Genomic DNA, 2,032 nt, shown 5'->3' with positions numbered 1-2,032 from the left:
ATAGCGGACCGGGGCCCCCGGGGGCCCCGGTCCGCTATCGGGCCACCGTCAGTGACGTCTGGTAGGAGTCGCTGAACGGATCGTCGTCCGACCCGTTGTCGTTCGCGACCGCCCAGATGATGAAGCCGAGGAACGCCGAGCTGACCACGATCCCGATGCTCCCCAGGATGATCCCGGCCAGCGCCATACCGCCGTTGCTCGCCTCCCCCCGGTTGGCCCGCTTCCGCCCCAGGATCCCGAAGATCAGCGCGAGGACGCCCAGGACGATCCCGATGCCCCACGCGCAGAAGATCACCACGGAGAGGATGCCGAGCACCATCCCGGCGATCCCGAACCCGTTCGTCGGCGCCTGCTGCATCGTGTTCCAGCCGCCCTGGCCGCCGTATCCCGGGTATCCGGGATAGCCGCCGGGCGCCTGCGGCGCGCTCGGGTACGACGGGTACCCGTACCCGGGAGGCGCTCCCTGGCCGGGCCCGTACGGACCCGTCGGCGGAGGCGGCACGGCACCGGGATACGGCTGGTGCTGCGGCGGCCCCGGCTGCCGGCCCTGCCCGGGCCCCTGTCCCGGCCCCGGAGCCTGCGGCGGCGCCCCGGCCTCGGACCCCGGCATCGCCGACACCGTCGGCTGATCGTGCACCGGGTTCCCCGAAGGCACCTGCGGCTTCTCGAGCGGAACCTTCCGCTCCGGAGGAGCCCAAGGGTCCCTTGGCGGATCCTGATCCCCCGGTGGCTGCTGCGCGTTGTCTGACATGGGCCTCCCCCATCCTCGGTTCGACATGCTAGGTCCTGCGGTCGCAGGCCTGGCCCCCGCCTACGATGATCCCCGAACACCTTTCCCCAAGCTCTCAACTGCGTTCGAGCAGGGGAGACCCCATTCCACCGCATCCCGGAGGCCCCGATGACCGACCTCGACCTGCACCCTTTCGTCGCAGGCCTGCCCAAGGCAGAGCTGCACGTGCACCACGTCGGATCGGCCTCCCCCCGCATCGTCGCCGAGCTGGCCGCGCGCCACCCCGACTCGAAGGTCCCCAGCGACCCCGAGGCGCTCGCCGACTACTTCACGTTCACCGACTTCGCGCACTTCATCCAGGTCTATCTCTCCGTCGTGGACCTGGTCCGCACCCCCGAGGACGTCCGGCTGCTGACGTACGAGGTCGCCCGTGACATGGCCCGCCAGAACATCCGGTACGCGGAGCTCACGATCACCCCGTACTCCTCGACCAGCCGCGGCATCCCCGAGGACGCCTTCATGGAGGCGATCGAGGACGCCCGCAAGGCGGCCGAGGCCGAACTGGGCGTGATCCTCCGCTGGTGCTTCGACATCCCCGGCGAGGCCGGTCTGCCGTCCGCCGAGGAGACCGCCCGCCTCGCGGTCGACCTGCGCCCCGAGGGCCTGGTCTCCTTCGGGCTCGGCGGCCCCGAGATCGGCGTACCGCGCCCGCAGTTCAAGCCGTACTTCGACCGGGCGATCGCCGCCGGACTCCACTCCGTGCCGCACGCCGGCGAGGCGACGGGCCCCGAGACGATCTGGGACGCCCTCAACCACCTCGGCGCCGAGCGCATCGGACACGGCACCAGCGCCGTCCAGGACCCCGAGCTCCTCGCGTACCTCGCGGAGCACCGCATCGCGCTGGAGGTCTGCCCGACCTCCAACATCGCCACCCGCGTGGTCGCCTCGCTCGACGAGCACCCTCTCCAGCAGATGGTCGACGCCGGGGTCCTCGTCACGATCAACAGCGACGACCCGCCCATGTTCGGCACCGACCTCAACAACGAGTACCTGGTCGCCGCCCGCCTCCTCGGCCTCGACGAGCAGGGCCTCGCCGCCCTCGCCAAGAACGCCGTCGAGGCGTCCTTCCTCGACGAGGCGGGCAAGGCGAAGCTGGCCGCGGAGATCGACACGTACACCGCGAACTGGCTCGCACAGCAGGCGAAGTAAGGCATACCAGCACAATGGGGTCCATGCGCACCGTCACTGCCGTAGGCCACCGCGGAGACCCCTACCGCGTCCGCGAGAACACCCTCCCCTCCC

General features: G+C 71.0%; 2 protein-coding genes and 1 pseudogene. 2 read left to right on the top strand and 1 reads right to left on the bottom strand.

The features are described 5' to 3' along the window. Positions 1-34: 34 nt before the first annotated feature. Positions 35-502 carry a DUF4190 domain-containing protein gene (locus tag J0695_RS34310; RefSeq protein WP_307798861.1) on the bottom strand — a complete coding sequence of 156 codons (468 nt, stop codon included), beginning with the start codon at positions 500-502 and terminating at the stop codon, positions 35-37. Positions 503-898: 396 nt separating this feature from the next. Here J0695_RS34310 and J0695_RS34305 point away from each other — a divergent pair, with 396 nt between their 5' ends. After that, positions 899-1,939 carry an adenosine deaminase gene (locus J0695_RS34305; protein WP_206968679.1) on the top strand — a complete coding sequence of 347 codons (1,041 nt, stop codon included), beginning with the start codon at positions 899-901 and terminating at the stop codon, positions 1,937-1,939. Positions 1,940-1,962: 23 nt separating this feature from the next. After that, positions 1,963-2,032, top strand: a pseudogene (locus J0695_RS45790) (glycerophosphodiester phosphodiesterase); the annotation flags it as partial.

It is taken from the genome of Streptomyces beijiangensis, from assembly GCF_017315755.1.
Lineage (GTDB): Bacteria > Actinomycetota > Actinomycetes > Streptomycetales > Streptomycetaceae > Streptomyces > Streptomyces beijiangensis.
This window is presented reverse-complemented; position numbering and strand designations above follow the sequence as displayed.

Coding starts and splice junctions, on each gene's coding strand:
- J0695_RS34305 (WP_206968679.1), top strand. CDS start 899: ATGACCGACCTCGACCTGCACCCTTTCGTCGCAGGCCTGCCCAAGGCA.